The sequence below is a fragment of the Marinomonas sp. G8-14 genome (assembly GCF_055808935.1).
Map to the genome: position 1 here is coordinate 626,542 of NZ_CM147891.1, position 16,153 is coordinate 642,694.

The 16,153-nt window shown below is 41.3% G+C and carries 17 protein-coding genes; 10 read left to right on the forward strand and 7 right to left on the reverse strand.

Going from position 1 to position 16,153, the window contains the following annotated elements:
- Nucleotides 1-81 precede the first annotated feature (81 nt).
- Both purU and AC0L6V_RS03060 read left to right on the forward strand, forming a co-directional pair.
- Nucleotides 82-948, forward strand: coding sequence for a formyltetrahydrofolate deformylase (gene purU / locus AC0L6V_RS03055; protein ID WP_265217335.1), 867 nt, complete (start codon nucleotides 82-84; stop codon nucleotides 946-948).
- Between the two features lie 335 nt (nucleotides 949-1,283).
- Nucleotides 1,284-2,162 (forward strand): alpha/beta hydrolase, encoded by an 879-nt coding sequence (locus AC0L6V_RS03060; RefSeq protein WP_409419356.1) that lies wholly within the window; start codon nucleotides 1,284-1,286, stop codon nucleotides 2,160-2,162.
- On the opposite strand, the gene AC0L6V_RS03065 is transcribed toward AC0L6V_RS03060, so the two are convergent.
- Nucleotides 2,159-2,905, reverse strand: coding sequence for a helix-turn-helix transcriptional regulator (locus AC0L6V_RS03065; RefSeq protein WP_409419357.1), 747 nt, complete (start codon nucleotides 2,903-2,905; stop codon nucleotides 2,159-2,161). The two genes, AC0L6V_RS03060 and AC0L6V_RS03065, sit on opposite strands and share 4 nt — an antisense overlap.
- A 74-nt stretch (nucleotides 2,906-2,979) precedes the next feature.
- Here AC0L6V_RS03065 and AC0L6V_RS03070 point away from each other — a divergent pair, with 74 nt between their 5' ends.
- The 3 genes from AC0L6V_RS03070 to dld all read left to right on the forward strand — a co-directional run bounded on the left by AC0L6V_RS03070 (nucleotide 2,980) and on the right by dld (nucleotide 5,304).
- Nucleotides 2,980-3,189 carry a hypothetical protein gene (locus tag AC0L6V_RS03070; protein ID WP_265217341.1) on the forward strand — a complete coding sequence of 70 codons (210 nt, stop codon included), beginning with the start codon at nucleotides 2,980-2,982 and terminating at the stop codon, nucleotides 3,187-3,189.
- On the forward strand, nucleotides 3,183-3,431 hold the full coding sequence (locus AC0L6V_RS03075; RefSeq protein WP_265217342.1) for a GyrI-like domain-containing protein: 249 nt from the start codon (nucleotides 3,183-3,185) through the stop codon (nucleotides 3,429-3,431). The genes AC0L6V_RS03070 and AC0L6V_RS03075 overlap by 7 nt, the downstream gene beginning before the upstream one ends.
- Before the next feature lie 133 nt (nucleotides 3,432-3,564).
- A complete protein-coding gene (gene dld / locus AC0L6V_RS03080; RefSeq protein ID WP_409419359.1) occupies nucleotides 3,565-5,304 on the forward strand; it encodes a D-lactate dehydrogenase in 1,740 nt (579 codons plus the stop codon).
- Nucleotides 5,305-5,397: 93 nt separating this feature from the next.
- Here the strand turns inward: dld and AC0L6V_RS03085 are convergent, their stop codons facing one another.
- Both AC0L6V_RS03085 and AC0L6V_RS03090 read right to left on the reverse strand, forming a co-directional pair.
- Nucleotides 5,398-5,694, reverse strand: a complete 297-nt coding sequence (locus AC0L6V_RS03085) for a type II toxin-antitoxin system RelE/ParE family toxin (protein WP_409419360.1) — start codon at nucleotides 5,692-5,694, stop codon at nucleotides 5,398-5,400.
- Nucleotides 5,694-5,894, reverse strand: coding sequence for an addiction module protein (locus AC0L6V_RS03090; RefSeq protein ID WP_409419361.1), 201 nt, complete (start codon nucleotides 5,892-5,894; stop codon nucleotides 5,694-5,696). Before AC0L6V_RS03090 ends, AC0L6V_RS03085 begins: the two co-directional genes overlap by 1 nt.
- 140 nt (nucleotides 5,895-6,034) lie before the next feature.
- Between AC0L6V_RS03090 and AC0L6V_RS03095 the strand changes: the two genes are divergently transcribed.
- From AC0L6V_RS03095 to AC0L6V_RS03110, 4 genes are all read left to right on the forward strand, one after another.
- Nucleotides 6,035-7,516 (forward strand): carboxypeptidase M32, encoded by a 1,482-nt coding sequence (locus AC0L6V_RS03095; RefSeq protein ID WP_265217346.1) that lies wholly within the window; start codon nucleotides 6,035-6,037, stop codon nucleotides 7,514-7,516.
- A 630-nt stretch (nucleotides 7,517-8,146) separates the two neighbouring features.
- Nucleotides 8,147-9,496, forward strand: coding sequence for a P-loop ATPase, Sll1717 family (locus AC0L6V_RS03100; protein WP_418138765.1), 1,350 nt, complete (start codon nucleotides 8,147-8,149; stop codon nucleotides 9,494-9,496).
- Nucleotides 9,471-10,457, forward strand: a complete 987-nt coding sequence (locus AC0L6V_RS03105) for a P-loop ATPase, Sll1717 family (protein ID WP_265217349.1) — start codon at nucleotides 9,471-9,473, stop codon at nucleotides 10,455-10,457. Before AC0L6V_RS03100 ends, AC0L6V_RS03105 begins: the two co-directional genes overlap by 26 nt.
- 489 nt (nucleotides 10,458-10,946) lie before the next feature.
- Nucleotides 10,947-11,099 (forward strand): hypothetical protein, encoded by a 153-nt coding sequence (locus AC0L6V_RS03110; RefSeq protein WP_265217352.1) that lies wholly within the window; start codon nucleotides 10,947-10,949, stop codon nucleotides 11,097-11,099.
- A gap of 471 nt (nucleotides 11,100-11,570) precedes the next feature.
- Here AC0L6V_RS03110 and AC0L6V_RS03115 read toward each other — a convergent pair whose 3' ends face one another.
- The 4 genes from AC0L6V_RS03115 to AC0L6V_RS03130 form a co-directional block, all read right to left on the reverse strand.
- Complete coding sequence (locus tag AC0L6V_RS03115; protein ID WP_346433244.1) at nucleotides 11,571-11,900, reverse strand: hypothetical protein; 330 nt, start codon at nucleotides 11,898-11,900, stop codon at nucleotides 11,571-11,573.
- Nucleotides 11,901-12,054: 154 nt separating this feature from the next.
- Entirely contained in the window at nucleotides 12,055-12,759 is a 705-nt protein-coding gene (locus AC0L6V_RS03120) for an IS4 family transposase (RefSeq protein WP_418138766.1), read from the reverse strand.
- Between the two features lie 301 nt (nucleotides 12,760-13,060).
- A complete protein-coding gene (locus AC0L6V_RS03125) occupies nucleotides 13,061-14,434 on the reverse strand; it encodes an MFS transporter (protein WP_265217354.1) in 1,374 nt (457 codons plus the stop codon).
- Nucleotides 14,435-14,535: 101 nt separating this feature from the next.
- Nucleotides 14,536-14,784 (reverse strand): hypothetical protein, encoded by a 249-nt coding sequence (locus AC0L6V_RS03130; RefSeq protein WP_265217355.1) that lies wholly within the window; start codon nucleotides 14,782-14,784, stop codon nucleotides 14,536-14,538.
- A 277-nt stretch (nucleotides 14,785-15,061) separates the two neighbouring features.
- On the opposite strand from AC0L6V_RS03130, the gene AC0L6V_RS03135 reads away from it, so the two are divergent.
- Nucleotides 15,062-15,946: a LysR family transcriptional regulator gene (locus AC0L6V_RS03135; RefSeq protein WP_265217356.1), complete on the forward strand. Its 885-nt coding sequence runs from the start codon at nucleotides 15,062-15,064 to the stop codon at nucleotides 15,944-15,946.
- Nucleotides 15,947-16,153 lie beyond the last annotated feature (207 nt).

The following is a 16,153-nucleotide window of genomic DNA, read 5'->3' on the forward strand; positions in this document are numbered from 1 at the left end:
TTCACGGTTTTGGTTGGCCACTGTTTTGGTGGTCGGCCTTTTTCGTGACGTAAAAAGCTTAAGACAATAAGAGACTATTTTATGAAATCAAAAACCGCGCCTTGGATTTTTACCGCCAGCTGCCCAAGCATCATCGGAACGGTCGATGTAGTGACTCGATACATGGCTCAGGCCGGTAATTACATTGATGAGATTCATTCTTTTGATGATCGAGAGTCGGGACGTTTTTTTATTCGTATAGAATTTTTGCCTCAGAACGCAAACTTCAGTGAAGAAGCCTTTAACGCTGAATTTACCGAACGTGCGGCAGAGTTTTCAATGGATTGGTCGTTAACCGCGCCGAACCATAAACAAAAAGTCGCGATCATGGTGTCAAAATACGACCATTGTTTGAATGACTTGTTGTATCGCTTTCGGACTGGGCAATTGAACATCGACGTCACAGTCATTATCTCCAATCATCCGGATCTGGAAGACCTCGCCAAATGGCACGGTATTCCGTATTACCACTTGCCCATTACCGCTGAGACGAAATTAGAACAAGAAGCGCAAGTGCGTGCCTTGATTGAACAATACGACACCGAATTGGTCGTATTAGCTCGCTACATGCAGGTGCTTTCACCCAGCATGTGCGAATACCTTGATGGTCGCGCAATCAACATTCACCATTCTTTACTGCCAGGTTTTAAAGGCGCTCGTCCTTATCATCAAGCATGGGAAAAAGGTGTGAAAATGGTGGGCGCAACGGCTCACTATGTGAACAATGACCTCGACGAAGGCCCAATCATTTCCCAAGGCATTCAAGTGGTAAACCACGCGCATTACCCAGAAGATCTGGTGGCGAAAGGGCAAGACATTGAGCGCGTTACCTTGTTTAACGCCGTGAAATGCCACGTGGAAAAACGCGTGTTCTTGAATGGCAAACGCACCGTGGTATTTGGTGGTTGATCTACTTATCTAGCAGCCGATTGGCGAAAGCAAAAAGCCGTTCGGGGGAGCGGCTTTTTAGCAATGGTTGATACTTACTAAGTATGTGTTTGCGTTATGAAGAACAAAAAAGAAGGCGGGGGAAAGAGCTATCGCTCAGCGCTCCGCATTAAGGCAGCCCGCCAATCTGAGTTGTTTCCAACCGCATATTAAGGATTTTAGGTAATATGCTTTGATAATTCAACCGTTTGATGATTTTGGGGTGCAAATTACAGTATAAGAATTCTGGTCTATTTTTCTCTTTGCTGCGTATGATTTCTTGATGGATGAATTTCAATAAACACAAGAGGTCAATTTTGACGATAACAAAAGTCTGTGTGGCGCTGAGTTCTTTACTGCTGGTTGCCTGTACGAAAGTCGGGTTGAGCGTCGCTAATTTACCCAGTCACTTTAGTGATACCAAATCAACAAAAGATATAGCCTACGGGGCTAAGAAGTGGCAGAAGCTAGACATATATGTGCTGCCAAATGACACTCAAGAATCCAAGCCTGTCATTGTCTTCTTTTATGGTGGGAGCTGGAAAGATGGCTCCAAAGACATGTATCCCTTTGTGGGAGAACTCTTTGCTAAGCACGGTTATGTGACCGTCATTGCTGACTATCGCAAATACCCAGAAGTAAAATTCCCTGCTTTCGTAGAAGATGGTGCCCAAGCAGTAGCTTGGACCTATCGTAATATTGCTGATTATCAAGGTGATCCAGAGCGTCTGTATATCGCAGGGCATTCTGCTGGCGCGCACATAGGTGCCTTAGTCACTGCCGATAAGCATTATTTAGAAGCAAATGGATTGTCTCCCTTAATTATTAAAGGCTTTGCAGGGTTGTCGGGGCCTTATGACTTCGTTCCATTAGAAGAAGACTACAAAGACATGTTTGGGCCACCAGAGAATTACCCCAATATGCAAGTGCCTACTTTCATTGATGGAACCGAGCCGCCTATGCTACTGCTTTGGGGGGCAGACGATACCTTAGTGGGTAAAAGCAATATGGACAAGTTGATTGAGAAAATACAGGCAGAGAAAGGGCAAGTTGAGAGTAAGGTATACGAAGACGTAGATCATGTGGGCATGGTTTCTAGCCTGATGTGGTTCTTCAAGAGCAAAGCGCCTATTGCACAAGACATAAACGATTTTTTCCAACGCAACGGAGCAAACGCGGTAAAAGATGGCGATTAGAGCTGCTTAACCTTTTGTTTGGTGAGTACCGCGCTAAAATCAGACAAAGGTTTTAGCGCAAACTCCCTGTCTAAAATGTGCGCTTGCAAAATTCGGTCATAACGAAAAATACGCACGTCCTTTCTTAGATCATCCCACACCAACAGATACCAAACGGGAAAGCCCAAATACAAGTAATGGGGCTCAATCTCCCGTTCTGTCTCTTGTCCGTAATAATCTTGATAAACGATCCTGAGACGCTTTTTGAACAAGAACGCTTCCTGCAAAACCTTTATTGTTAATCCAGTATGTTGTTTTTGTTTATTAAAGGAAACCATGACATCGGGAGAAGCTTGTTCGCCCACATGAATACGCTGGCGTAGCTGGTGTATTTGTTGTTTTTGTTGTGCCGAAAGGGAGGCCATGAGTTTATGGCGTAGTGACTTGATGTTATCAACAAACAGAGTTGATCCCATACTTTCTGCCATGGCAAGGCTGATCAGTAAGTCGATGATTTCATGGTTTCCTAATGAAACACGACCCACACCCCATTGATGATGCAGCCTTATCCCACCACCGCGACCTTTATCTGCCTCTATTGGTAAGCCTCGCTCACGCAAAATAGCAATATCTCGAAATAAAGTACGTTCGCTAATATTAAGCTCAGCCGCGACCATTTTAGTGGTCAGCGCAGCGTGCGATTTTAACAGCGCGGTGAGCTGCTCTAATCTGTCCATTCTTTGGGTGGTATTGGCTCGTGTCATGATTTTAATGTGACATAAACTGTCATAGATGTCGATATAGTGAACAGGTGCTTAAACATTCACGGAGAGCAGTAATGAAAGAAGTAACCTTAAATGCAGATTCCCTAGTTGGGTTGAGTGTACGCACCAATAATGCCAATGAAATGCAGCCTGCTACGGCCAAAATAGGGACATTACACCAACGATTTGCTCAGCAAGTAAAAGTAGCTTATGAGCAGGGGCTTGCCTATATGGCGTTTATCACCAATACGAATCCGACTATACCGGTGATTTCAGTGTGTTAGTGGGGGCAAAGCCTGACTTTGTTTCTTCAGACATTGCGTTAGAGACAGTCTCTTTGCCAGCAGGAACCTATTTGGTTTTCTCTGGAGAAGGGCAAATGCCACAAGTGGTCGTTTCTGTTTGGGAAGAGATTTGGGCGTATTTTAGTCGTGATAATTGCCCACACCAACGAGCTTATACGGTGGACTTTGAATGCTATACCAGTGAGCATAGCGTTGAGGTTTATATTGCTCTCACTTCGTGAATAAGTAGCTTTACAGCACTCATAAGCATTCCTTATTAAGAACAGGTTATCTATTGCTTTGGGGTGTTTTTTGGTCATTTTTACGTTTAGTATACTGCCCACTTTCCCCTAAACCTGTTATGAAGTAGCTGATATGACAACCACGGAAACCACTATAGAGTTAGCCGCAGAGCTAAAAGCCATCGTAGGCAGCCAATACACACTCACCGACGAAGATAAAACCAAACCTTACAGCCAAGGTATTCGCCTAGGTGGCGGTAAAGCATACGCTGTGGTGCGTCCCGGTAGCTTGGTTGAGATCTGGAAGTGTTTGCAAGCCTGCGTAAAAGCGGATGTGATTGTCATCATGCAAGCGGCCAACACAGGTTTGACAGGTGGCTCCACACCCAATGGCAACGACTACGACCGTCCCATCGTGATCATCAGCACCATGCGTATTGATGACATTCAACTATTGGATCAAGGCAAGCAAATTGTCGGCTTTGCGGGTAGTACTCTATTTGGCTTAGAAGACACCTTGAAACCTTACGGGCGTGAACCACACTCTGTGATCGGCTCCTCCTGTATTGGTGCGTCTATTGTTGGGGGTGTATGTAACAACTCTGGCGGCGCGTTAGTTCAACGTGGCCCAGCTTACACAGAAATGTCCTTGTTTGCCCAAGTAACCAGCGATGGCGAACTGCGCTTGGTCAACAACCTTGGTATTGATTTAGGGTCAGACCCAGAAGAAATCCTGAACAACCTACAAAACAAAAACTACCAAGAAAAAGACATTCACTTCCCTGATAAACGCGCGTCTGACAACGAATACCACGAACGTATTCGTGATGTGGATGCAGACACACCGTCCCGCTTTAACAACGACCCACGTCGTTTGTACGAAGCATCAGGCTGTGCGGGTAAACTTGCTGTATTTGCGGTACGCATCGACACTTTCCCCATTCCTGAAAAGTACCAAGTCTTCTACATCGGCACCAACGACCCAGCCGTCATGGAACAAATGCGTCGCGACATGTTGTCTACCTTCAAAAACTTGCCCGTGTCAGGTGAGTACATGCACAGCAGCAGCTACGACATCAGCAAAAAATACGGCAAAGACAGCTTTTTAGTTATCGACAAACTGGGCACCAAATACATTCCAAAAATGTTTGCCATGAAACGTACCGTCGACAGATGGGCTGGTAAATTCAAATTCATGCCCAACAAATTTTCTGACCGCGTGATGCAATACATCAGCCAGCTGTTTCCGAATCACCTGCCGAAACGCATGGAAGAATACCGTGAAAAATACGAACATCATTGGATCGTAGAAACCAGCAACGAAGGCGTTGCCGAAGCACAAGCCTACCTCGACAACTTCTTCAAAGACAACGAAGGTGGCTACTTTGCTTGTACCAAACGCGAAGCTGACCAAGCCATCTTGCATCGCTTCGTCACCGGCGGCGCCTTGACCCGCTACCACATCATGAATGGCAAAGACCTAGGTTCCATCATGACCATCGACGTAGCCTTCCCACGTAATGAGCGCGACTGGTTTGAAGAATTGCCACAAGACATTGAAGAAAAAGTCGCCGTAAAAATGTACTACGGACACTTCTTCTGCCACGTCATGCACCAAAACTACATCATGAAAAAAGGCGTCGACGCCAAAGCCGTGAAGAACCAAATTCTCGCCAGCTACGACGCCCGCGGTGCCGAATACCCAGCGGAACACAACGTAGGGCACGAATACCTAGCCAAACCCGCACTGCGAGCGTTCTACCAGAAAAACGACCCGACCAACCGCTTCAATGTCGGCATCGGCGGCACCAGCAAACTGAAAAACTGGCAAGAACTGAGCCACGAACATAAAGGCTGTGGTTGTCATAAATAAGCGTTAGAACAACATTAAATACAAAAAAGCCGAGACCTTTCTTTTAAAGATGTCTCGGCTTTTTTTGATAAGTTGTGAGTTTAAATCTTTAGTTTAGCTTCTCAACATCCATTTTTTGGGGTCACGAGCGCAATGCATGACAGCAAAAATAACAACCACATTTTGCTGAATAGTATAGAAAATACCGTATGGAAATTTATTTATTAAAGCCCTATGAAGTGTCTTGTGAGTAATCGGGTATTGTTTTGGATGGGTTGAAATTTTTAACAACGTATCCTCAATACAAAGCATAAATTCAGTGCCAAGTCCTGCTCTGCAATGTTCGAAATATGAGTAAGCTTCTTTCAGGTCGTCCTCGACCTCTGGGCGTATCCTTACTTTATATAGCATTATGAGCCTAATATTTTAGATTTTATTGTGTTCCAATCTGAGCCGATATTTTGATCGGATTCGAATTGTGCCAGTCTATTGTCTAATTCATTTTTTTGGGCTGTAGTGAGCTTTATGGCATCTTGATCACTTGCGACAGAGTCCCAAAGCTGCTGAGCTAGTGTCACTTTTTCGCTCGCTGTTAAATCATTTAGTTTCATCATGGTCACCTAGCAATATTTCATGTCTAGAAGTATAAAACGATTTAGACTAAATGTAACTGATGACAATGTTTGCCCTGCTATCACTCATTTATATCGATCCGACAAGCAGAACAACTCTTACAAAGGATAAAACGACCATGTCTCATTACGACAAGTTAACGTCACACTACCAAACACTCAGTCACTTTAACCATGCTCAAGCCATGCTTGGCTGGGATGCGGCGGCGAACATGCCATCGGGTGGTAGCGAAGCCCGTTCCAATGCCATGGCGGAACTATCGGTCCACATTCACCGTTTATCGACGCAACCACAGCTAGAAGAATGGTTTGGTAATGCCGAGCAAGAATCCTTAAGCACAGAACAACAAGCCAGCCTACGGGAAATGAAACGCCAATGGCAGCAAGCGACCATCGTTCCAGAAGACCTAGTACAAGCGCAATCCATCGCCGGTTCCAAATGCGAACATGCGTGGCGTACTCAGCGCCAAGAGAACGATTGGACAGGCTTCGAAAAGAACTGGAAAGAAGTGGTCGCCTTATCTCGTGAAGAAGCAAAAATTCGCGGTGCAGCACTTGGCCTTACACCGTATGACGCCATGCTCGACAAATACGAACCAGGCACCACCACCGCGTCGCTAAATACTTTATTTACCGATGTAAAAACTTGGTTGCCAGAACTGATTGAAAACGTTTTGGAAAAGCAGAAGTCTGAATCCATCATTTTACCGTCTGGAACTTTCTCCACCGCGACGCAAAAAGCCCTTGGCTTAGAAGTCATGAAACTACTGAAATTCGACTTTGACCGTGGCCGCCTCGACCAAAGTGTTCACCCATTTTGTGGCGGCGTACCAACCGACGTGCGCATTACCACACGCTACAACGAGCAAGACTTTGTACAAGCCTTAATGGGCATCGTTCATGAAACCGGCCACGCCCGCTACGAACAAGGCTTGCCAAAAGCCTTTGCCGGATTACCAGTCGGTGAAGCGCGTTCCATGGGGATTCATGAATCCCAGTCCTTGTTTTTTGAAATGCAAATAGGGCGCAGCAAACCCTTTATCTCTCACTTATCACGCTTATCTGCAGACGCTTTTAACGCCCACAACGACCCCGTGTTTGCCGAAGACAACCTCTACAAAATCTACACCCAAGTAGAAAAAGGCTTTATTCGTGTGGATGCCGACGAACTAACCTACCCAGCGCACGTTATCCTGCGTTACGAAATCGAACGCGACCTCATCAACGGCGTCATAGAACACACCGACGTACCAGCGCTGTGGGATGAGAAAATGAAAGCGTCTCTTGGCATCTCCACCAAAGACAACTACAAAAACGGCTGCATGCAAGACATCCATTGGACAGATGGCGCATTTGGCTACTTCCCAAGCTACACACTTGGCGCCATGTACGCCGCCCAATACAAAGCCACCATGATACAAAACCTCGACTTCGAGGCAGCTATCCAAAGCGGCGACCTAAGCCCCATCTTCCAATGGCTAAGCGACAACATCTGGACACAAGCCTCACTCCACACCACAGATGAACTCGTCAAACGCGCCACAGGCGAGACGCTGAATGCCGCACATTTTAGAAAACACCTAGAAGGGCGATACTTGTAGTTAGCAAGCCTTGAAAGTGAGGCAGACTTTAGTGATTTGGCATGTAAAAAAACAAATGCCACCGCTCGACATTACTTGTATTAATTGTCGTTTGACCTCGCTCTTGGCGTTCGCTTTGCTCCTTGCTGCTGAATATAAATACCCCAAAATGTAGGGCACGATGAGCGAAGCGTGATCTGCCATTGTTCGTACACGCATAACTCATTGAATACAGCTGCCAAGCCTCTTCCCCTTTCTTCAAGGGGAAGACGGAAGGTGGGGTTCCAACTCTCTAATTTCCACAATCCCCTAAAGGTCTTATGGTTTTTCTGTTTTTTTCATTGTATTGTCAGTTTATCGTCATGAAAGATTTAGTAAGCGTTGCTTGGCCGATATTGGCACGAGGTCAAAAATATCAGGCTCAAACGATCTAAATTTAAAAGAGTGGTACACCAAGTTTTGCTTAGTAAAAAAAAGTGATGACAAGATAGCTGAATTCATCAGGGATAAAAACTAAAAAACTTTATTAACAAGTCGAGTATATGGCAGTGAAGCCTCCTTTTTGAGATTTCTATTTTACCTGTAAAAGGATGGGCGAGGGTGTTATGTCTACCATGCCTCACGAATAATAATTTTATAAGGGAGTCGTTTGTGGGAAAAAGTAAATCAGGGTTTTATGCGTACGCTTCATCTCCAACTGAAATTGGACAAACGATTGAGCAGGCTGTTAATAGCTCTCTTTCAGAAATAAAAACATGGATATCGTTAGATATACCAGGTCATTTTATATCAGAGAAAGTTTTAGAGGGTATTGACTCTTGCAGTTTTCTTGTAGCAGATATTTCTGTGTTGAATTTTAATGTCACTTATGAAATAGGTTATGCAATAGGTAAAGGAAAGCGTGTGCTTTTGACAAAAAATAGGAGCATACAGGAAGGAAGTCCCTCAATTAGAGAAGTAGGGATTTTTGACACTCTTGGATATAAAGAATATCAGAACTCTTTAGAATTGAGTGGTTTTCTTACTACAGCCGTTCCGGCTGATCCGCTAAGTATTCCCAGCAAAATTAATATTAAGTCACCAGTATATCTACTGGAAGGCATGCACAAGACGGATTGGGCGACACGTATAGTCTCGCGGATTAAGAAGGCACGCTATTTGTTTAGGTCTTTTGACCCGAATGAACAGCCAAGGTTGTCTGCCAATGATGCTATCAATCAAGTTGCTCAATCTCATGGCATAGTTGTTCCACTTTTATCTAGTGCAACCGTTGGCTATGAAGTTCACAATATGAGAGGAGCGTTCATTGCTGGATTAGCTGATGGAATGTCTAAAGCACTTTGTATTCTTCAGCATGAGGATGATCCAGTACCTCTGGATTATCGTGATTTTGTTCGTATGTCATATCATCCGGACGACATAAATGAGTATATCGCCAGTTTTGCAGGAGAAGTGGCTGAAGCATTTCAGCAAGATACGAGTGTTATCACGCCTAATGAAGATACTTTTCTTCAATCTATTGACTTGGGATCGACTTCAGCAGAAAACGAGATGCGCACTCTAGAAAGCTATTACTTAAAAACCGATCAGTTTCTAAAGTCCTTGAGAGGTGAAGCAAATATAGTTGTAGGGCGAAAAGGTTCCGGTAAGTCGGCAATATTTTTACAAGTAAGAGATAGAGAAAGAAATAAGAAAGGGAATATTGTTTTAGACCTTAAGCCTGATGGATACAAACTAATTAAATTTAAAGAGCTGATTTTGTCTTTTCTTGAAGAAGGTACATTTCAGCATACAATTATGGCATTTTGGGAATATGTATTACTTTTAGAAATATGCTACAAAATATTAGAAAAAGACCGAGAACAGCATAAACATGATCATACTTTGTATGAACCGTACCGTGCCCTAGCTGATTTATATCACGCTGAGGGCTATGAAACCGAAGGTGACTTTTCCGAGAGGATGAGCCTCCCTAATGGAAAAAATATCATCAGAATATAGATCAAAGCATGGCGATAAGACTAATGTTCGATTAAACGCATCTAGTTTAACCGAAATGCTCTATTGTCACGATGTTAGAGATCTATCTAAGCAGGTAATCGAATATATGAGGCAAAAGGAGGTCTGTTGGCTTCTTTTTGACAACATTGATAAAGGGTGGCCGACTTCAGGTCTTGAGCATGAAGACCTATTAATAATTAGAGCATTAATAGATGCAACAAAAAAAATTGAGCGTCAGTTCGCGAAATCAAGTGTTGTTGTAAATACAATATTATTTTTAAGAAATGATGTTTATGAGTTACTTGTTAAGGAAACTTCAGATCGAGGAAAAGAGGCTAGTGTTCTTCTTGATTGGACTGATCCTGATTTGTTAAGAGAACTAGTGCGCTTAAGAATAGTTTTTAATAATGTTAATGGAGATGACTCATTTAATTCATTATGGCCGAAAATATGTGTCAGCCATTATTCTGGGGAGGAAAGCTCTCAATATCTTATTGAAAGATCTTTAATGAGGCCTCGATTTCTTTTAAATTTGATTAGTCAATGCAAGAGCTTTGCTATTAACCTTAATCATGATCGTATTTTTGATGAAGATATTGAAAAAGGACTAGCAGCATACTCTACAGATCTTTTGACTGATATTGGTTATGAAATACATGATGTTGAGAATGATATTGACGATGTTCTTTATGCCTTCATTGGAAGTAAGGCTACTGTTAAAAAAGATGAAATAAAATTAGTTTTAGAAGAATTTGGTGTTGATAGCCAATTCTATGAAAAGATATTTGAACTTCTACTTTGGTATGGTTTTCTTGGTTTGAAAATTAATGATGAAACTAAGTATATTTATGATTTCAATTACAGCATGAAATTAATGGAAGGAATAATAAAGAAGAAAGGAGATATTCAGTATCTCATTAATCCTGCTTTTTGGCCTGCGTTAATGATTGATGAGACATAAGAAGTGATGGATAGCTATTTCTTAGATATTAGGCCAGATAAAAATAGTGTTTAGGTTGACAAAGCGTAGATATTAGGGTTATTAGGGTTATTATTAGGGTTATTAGGGTCAGATGAAAAATAAGGGTTAAAAAATAAGGGTTATTAGGGTCAGATGAAAAATAAGGGTTATTAGGGTCAGATGAAAAATAAGGGTTAAAAAATAAAGGGTTATTAGGGTCAGATGAAAAATAAGGGTTAAAAAATAGCGTTATTTTCATCTGACCCTAAATTCAGGTGCGCTTACAAGTCTTTTTTTATAAGTGAGCCTACGGTAGTCAATACATTTCTACTAGGTATCGGTTCTAATGTCGCAGGTCAAGTTACTAGTAATAAGCTGAAAGATTATGGCTCAAATCTTTTTGAGATCGATCCTTATGTTGCTATTTTTTCAGGCCTTGCTAATGTAGGTGGACAGAAATTTGGAAATGCCATTGGAAGTCAAATCTACGTGAAGCCTGCAGATATTCTTAAATCTCCTATTGGGAAACCATTACCTTTGAGTAATGTTGGCACAACCGCTTCTTCTGTATTGCAAGGTATTATAGTTGGTGGAACAGATAGTGTCTCCAATAAGATTAAAGAAAAGGATAAAGAAAAATGATGGCGTTAATAGGCGTACTACTTCTTTTCTTACATTTTTACATCTGCCATTTTATAGCTAAGTTGTATTTTTATTTTTATTCTTTGTGTATTGAAGGAAGAAAGGAAACAATAATAGTTATTTTGAATGTGATAGTTATTTCTTCTATTGGAATTTTTTTGATGTTGAATTTTATTTTTTTGCCGTCATCAGTTAATAAAATTATAAATTTTTTTCCTGATAAAGAAGGGTATAAATATTTTTTACTTATATGTGGTATGTTCAATTGGGGGGTAGCTTTTCTTAGGCAAAGACTAAAATATAAACAGAAGTAATTAGGGGTAAAGTAAATAAAATCTACTCCATACTCACTCCAATATTCAATTTTACAAGCGCTACCCTAAGTAAACGTAGATAACGCTTGCCCCTCACTTATGTCCCTAGGTGATTTAATAACTGGGGTCAGAGTCTGAGGTATCCCCATGAATTTACTCATAAATAGCTTCCTTGTTCGAGCTGCTGAACGAGTTGCCTTATGCCGTCCTGCCATTCCTTTTTTGGTATCTGGAAACGGGTCATAATGGCTCGTTTCCCAAGGTAAAAGTGTGACAGAACTCTTCGCTTACGTAGAGTGTTCACCTGAAAGCGTTTTGCATAGCCTGCCAGTTCTATGACTTTACCGATTAAAACAAGCAGAAGCGCAGTGACAGTTGTAAGCAGGATTAAGTTGCTCAGCCGCTCTATCTTTGATGTAAAATTCAACTCAAATCCTAGTCCGAATCGGCTGCTTTTTATATCGCGAAACCCTTCTTCAATTTGCATTCTCGTTTCATATGCTCTGACGCAACGCTTCGCAAAAAGACGGTTCACAGGAAAAGAAGACACTAATAACCAAGGCTCTTTTGCTCCTCTGGCTGCGGTAAGCGAAGATAAAGAAGCACGTCTTTTACCTTTTTGATTGATGGAGTGACGCCCTTTAGGTGGGCTTCTTGTAAAGGACAAACTGATTAGTGATTGGGCTAGATTGACGATGTTTAAGCTCTAGATGCTTAGGTTTTTGATTAGCACTAGAGAACAAAGTGGATATGCAACGCCAGGCTTGAAGCGAGTCATCATGGTACTTACGCGGCCTTCTGACTCGTCCGACATAATCCCAGCCCTGTTTCACAACTTCATCTAACCAAGGTGTCTTAAATCCAGCATCCGTTACAATGATGGGCTTTGCTTTACTTGGAAGCAGTGCTTTTAAAACGCTTAAAAATTGTCTATGTGTTTTAGGCTTTTCTTTTGTGAGCTTGTCATGCACTTCTTCATAAAGCGTAATGGATCGCCCCTCAAAAGCCATACTGGCACGAATTAGAAAGTGTTGTCCACGAGCATCTAAATCAGACCAATCCACGCTAATGATTGGACGCGTTTGAATTACAAAGAGTCGGCATATATAAGCGTAAATCGATAATGCTTCGCGGCGTAAATTCGGATTGGAGAGCAATCGGTCTGATCGTTTAATGCAGTGCTTTTCATACGCTTTTGATTGGATGCCTCGACCGATACTCGTCACGGTGCAAAGATTGCCTTGCGCTAAGCTGAGTACACAAGCCGATAACGCCTTGCGGCGAGTTTTATGCATGTTTGGGCTGACAATCGGAAGGATTTTGTTCAGAATAGTGGTCGCGTTCATGGCTCTCGTGTTTGGTTGTTTTTGGCGAAATTATTGATCACCAAGGGCCATGAACGTTCCCTTATTTCGTTAACTAATTGTTATTTATATCAAATTTTTGGGGATACCTCAGGGTCAGATGAAAAATAGCGAATGTGGGTCTCTGGGGGTGTTATGCCGCTCCAGTTTTTCCAAATCCAAGCGAGAATTGATGTCTTTTTCGGTAAAACAGTAGGGATAAGAACGTTATTTTCATCTGACCCTAAATTCATCTTAAATTCATTTGACCCTAAATTCATATGATGCTTTCTAATTTACTTTTTTATTTGCTGATACGAAAAAGGCTTGCTATGGAAGCTCCCCCTGCGATTAGGCATGCTAAACCAAAAGCATAGTCAGAGAAATAATCGCCGAAGTTTCCAGAAAATTTTGATAGAACTACAATTATAACTGCGACTAGTGCAGCACCTAATGATTGGCCAGCAGTACGAGCCGTCGATAGAATACCTGATGCAGTTACTGTATATTTTTCTTCGACATTTGAGAACATTTCTTTGTTATTTGGTGGGAGGAATAGACCATATCCAATACCGCAAATAGCTACGCGCCATATAAAATCGAGATAGGAAGTATTATTAGGAATCAGAGCTAAAGATCCCAGCCCAACGCAAAATATTATTATCCCCATAGTTGAGATTTGAGTTGCGTTTATTTTGTTTGAGAGTTTTCCAGATAAAGGCGCGCAAATTGCTACTGCAACTGGCCAGGGTGTAAAAATAAGTGCTGACTCTAGTACACTATATGAATAGGTGTATTGTAATACGAAAGGGATGGATATTAACCCGATGCCTTGTGCTATAAACATCAGAATAGACGATAGAACAGCAAATGAATATCTTTTAGAATGAAATATATCAAGCGGCATAAGTGGGTATTTTGCTCGCTTTTGCCATGAAACGAAAAACACTATTAACGCTGCCGAAAGTGAGATTAAAAAACATACAAGTATGTCATTCCATCTTCCTATTTGATCTACTGAAATTGTGAGTAATCCGAAAGCGAGAGCAGATGTCATAGCGCCTATAAAGTCAAATCCGCTTTTGGTCGAAGTGTCTTTTCCAAGTGCCATGATAGCGAAATAAATGGCAATCCCTCCTAGAGGAATATTTATATAGAATAACCATGGCCAAGATAGATAAGACATTATTAATCCGCCAAAGACCGGACCTGTAGCAGTTCCAATTGCGAAAGCCAAGGCATTGAGGCCAAAAATTGAACCTAGGGATTTGGGAGGGAAAATTACCCTATATAAGCTAAGGCCTACACTTATCATCACGGCATAGCTTATACCTTGAATAATTCTCATTGTTAAAAGAATTGAAAATGTTGGCGAGAGTGCACATCCGATTGATGACAATGTGAAAAATATTATGCCAATTTTATAGAAGCGCCGCTCACCAATTCGGGAACCTAGAGATGCACAAATAAGCATGGTTGCTGCACTTGCTGTTTGATAGCCATTTGCAACCCATATTACAGTCGCAGCATTTATCTCTAGTGAGTCGGCAATATTTGGTAATGCGATGTTAACAATAGAGCTATCCAATGCAGCCATGACAACGCCTATTAATATAGCTGCTGCTGCGTAATATCTTTGTGGAGTGGGGTAACCTTGTGCTTTTTCTGCGGACGACATTTCTTATATCCTTTAGTCGTTGTAGGTAAAGGCCTCCCTAATGATAGTGGAGGCCCTACATAGTAGTTTTACGAAGAATAGAGTGGTCTATGAACGTATAACTATTGATGTGTGTTGGCAGGAAGGCTTTCTAGGTAATAATGAAGGCCCAAAAATAATATTTCTGAAGGTGTGGCTGTTCTAGGGGATTGTGGTGCCTTCCATTCTTTTAAGTCACCATTGATCCGAATGCTTCGTAAAAAGCAAAGGACAGTTAACGTATAGAAGCGTTTGTAATCATCAAACGTTGTTTCATCAAAAGCATAGTCAACAAGTGTTTTCATTACATTGTCGAATTTATCTAAATCCATAAGTACTTCCTTCTATAAAATGATCGACCTTTTTCATATTCTGGTAACTTTTCAGAAACACTGACTACTATATTGATAATATGATTTAGTCTGATAAAAGACTGCTTTTATTGCTTTTAGGTTGAAATAAGCTTCCAATCTAAAGGTAATGATCGCGGTGGGTCGTAGTCTGTACTTGGAATATATGTCTTTACGTAAAGCGGCACTAGCGAGTAATATCGATAAGCAAATCGGAAAAATCGATACCTATGTCAAGGAAAGACCGTGAGGGTTGTTTATGAATATAAATGAATTGAAGGCTTTTATTGCCGCAGTACAATCAGGAAGCCTCACTCAAGCCGCACTTCGGTTAAATCGAGTTCAGTCTAGCATTTCGCAGCGTATACAAAATCTTGAAAGGAAGTTAAATACAACTTTACTTGAGCGGCAGGCTGATGGTGTGAAACCTACTTTACAGGGGGTAATGGTTTACGAATATGCAGTTAAGATTGTTGATGCTATGCGCGAATGTCAGGAAAAAATAGAGCGCTGTAACTACGATAATGAAAGAATACGGGTGGGTGTCGTTGAATGTCTTCCTTCTTATATCGTTGATAATATATTGGATCTTAATTACAACGGCAATTTAAATATTAGTGTTTCTATCGGAAGTTCACATAATCTTCTAGACTTTTTTGAAAAGGGGGATTTTGACATCATAATTATTGGTGCTGGGTTCGCTTCATCCAATTTTATAAGAACGCCTGTATTTCAAGATAAATTAGTTGTTGTAAATTCAATTTCTCTATCTCCAATAACTAGTTTTTATGATTTGCAAGATCAAGTTTTTTTATTAAGTAGTGAGAAAGCAGCATCTAGAAAAAACATTAACCATTTAATACGTGATAAAGGTGTATGCCCTAAAAAAATAGTTGAGTGTGGCTCATATCCTATATTATTTTCTCAGGTCGCAGCGGGTAAAGGTATTTCGTTAGTTCTCAGAAGCGCCTTGAGTAAAATTTATAGTGATAAAATAAGAATTAACGAATTGCCAGGTAGATATTTTAATATGCAGATCGAAATGATATTTCGGAGTGACACTATAGGAAAAAATACACTTGAACTCCGCAGACTGATTTGTGACTTATTTAAAAGTCAGAGTTTGAAAAAACCATGGTTCTAATTACTTTTTAATAGGCGGTATGATTGAATATACTGGCCTGCTAGTACTGGGGATATTAGGGGAGGTAACTAATTTTGCATTTCGGTTGGATGAGTAGTATGCGATTTTTATTAAGATGTCAAATGCCTAAGGAGTAAAAAAGTCCCTGATTGCAAATACACCAAAGCCACCTTACTATGCTGTGATTTTTACATCTCTCCGTGGATA